This is a genomic window from Micromonospora sp. ATCC 39149, from assembly GCF_000158815.1.
Lineage (GTDB): Bacteria > Actinomycetota > Actinomycetes > Mycobacteriales > Micromonosporaceae > Micromonospora.
Genome location: NZ_GG657738.1, coordinates 716,592 through 718,116, shown reverse-complemented (window position 1 = coordinate 718,116; position 1,525 = coordinate 716,592). Strand labels below are relative to the sequence as shown.

Annotated in this window: 1 protein-coding gene; it reads right to left on the bottom strand. The window is 76.5% G+C overall.

Features of this window, described 5'->3' with window-relative positions:
* On the bottom strand, positions 1 to 1,525 hold a 1,525-nt coding region (locus MCAG_RS02965; protein WP_157548366.1), incomplete at both ends, for a type I polyketide synthase.

The following is a 1,525-nucleotide window of genomic DNA, read 5'->3' as shown; positions in this document are numbered from 1 at the left end:
TGGGGCCAGCGCGGTGACGGCGCTCGCCGTCTCGTCCCGGTCGCGCCGCAGCGCGGGCACCCCCTCCGGGACCAGACCGGAGAGCACACCGTCCGGGCCGACCTCCAGGAAGGTGCGTACGCCCGCGGCGGTCATGCTCACCACCGCGTCGTGGAAACGGACCGTCCGCCGTACGTGCCGGACCCAGTAGTCGGGATCGGCCAGTTCCTCGGCGGTGGCCACCCGGCCGGTCAGGGTCGAGACGATCGGGATCCTCGGCGGCGCGGCGGTCACCCCGGCCAGCACCGCCCGGAAGCCGTCGAGCATCGGCTCCATCCGGGCCGAGTGGAAGGCGTGGCTCACCGACAGCCGCTTCACCTTCCGCCCGGCCGCCTCGAAGGCCGCCGCTGCCGCCAGCACCCGCTCCTCGTCGCCGGAGAGGACCACCGCGTCCACGGCGTTCACCGCGGCGACGTCGACGTCGTGGCCGGCGACCTCGTCCTCGCCGGCCTGCACGGCGACCATCGCCCCGCCGGCCGGCAGGGCCTGCATCAGCCGGCCCCGGGCGGCGACCACCCGGACCGCTTCGGCCAGCGACCACACCCCGGCGACGTGGGCCGCCGCGAGTTCCCCGATGGAGTGTCCGGCCAGCATGTCCGGAGCGACCTGCCACGACTCCAGCAGCCGGAACAGCGCGACCTCGACGGCGAACAGCGCCGGCTGGGCCCAGCCGGTCTGGTCGAGCCGCCCGGCGTCGGCGAAGACGACGTCGCGCAGCCCGCCGGGATGGGTGCCGTCACCGACGGCGTCCGGCCCCAGGGCGTCGAAGGCGGCGCACACCTCGTCGAACGCGGCGGCGAAGACGGGGAAGTCGCGGTGGAGTCCGCGCCCCATCCCGACGCGCTGGGCCCCCTGCCCGGTGAAGAGCAGCGCGAGGCCCCCGGGCACCGGGGTGCCCCGGACGACCCCGGCGGCGGAGCGGCCGGCGGCGAGGGCGGCGAGCCCGGTTCGCAGCTCCGTCCGGTTTCGGCCGACGAGCACCGCGCGGTGCTCGAACACGGACCGGGAGGAGATCAGCGAGTACGCCACGTCCCGGTCGGAGGCATCCTGTGGGGTCAGCGCGTCGAGCAGGCGGCCGGCCTGGGCCCGTAGCGCGCTCTCGCTGCGGGCGGCCAGCGGCCACGGCACGACCGACACCGGCGCTGGGTCCTCGGGCGCGGGCGTCGGCTCCTCGGCGGCGGGCGCCTCCTCGAGGATCACGTGCGCGTTGGTGCCGCTGGCGCCGAAGGCCGAGACACCGGCGCGGCGCGGGGTGTCGCCCGCCGGCCACGGCTGCTCCTCGGCGAGCAGGGCGACCGCACCGGTAGACCAGTCGATCTGGGGCGCGGGCTCCGCCACGTGCAGGGTCCTCGGCAGCAGGCCGCGCCGCAGGGCCAGCACCATCTTGATGACCCCGGCGACGCCGGCCGCGGCCTGGGTGTGGCCGATGTTGGACTTGACCGAGCCGAGCCAGAGCGGCTTCGCGCGGCCCTGCCCGTACGTCGAC